This window comes from Achromobacter sp. SIMBA_011, from assembly GCF_046535435.1.
Classification (GTDB): domain Bacteria; phylum Pseudomonadota; class Gammaproteobacteria; order Burkholderiales; family Burkholderiaceae_B; genus Achromobacter; species Achromobacter dolens.
Genome location: NZ_JAWRWN010001104.1, coordinates 1 through 242 on the forward strand (window position 1 = coordinate 1; position 242 = coordinate 242).

Here is a 242-nt window from a genome sequence, read left to right on the forward strand (position 1 = left end):
GCTCGACATCTTCGGCTTCGCAGGCAAATAGCGGGCCGGTGCGGCCGAAACCCGTGATGACTTCGTCGGCCACGAACAGAATGTCGAGACGGCGGCACGCGTCGCGCATCGCCTTGAGCCAGCCGCGCGGCGGCACGATCACGCCGCCCGAACCTTGAATCGGCTCGCAGAAAAACGCGGCCACATGCTCCGCGCCGAGCTGCGCGACTTTCGCTTCGAGCGATGCGACGGAAGCGGCGATC

Annotated in this window: 1 protein-coding gene; it reads right to left on the reverse strand. The window is 66.5% G+C overall.

The features are described 5' to 3' along the window. The coding region (locus SB816_RS34455; protein ID WP_410548551.1) for an aminotransferase class III-fold pyridoxal phosphate-dependent enzyme at positions 1 to 242 on the reverse strand (242 nt) is incomplete at both ends.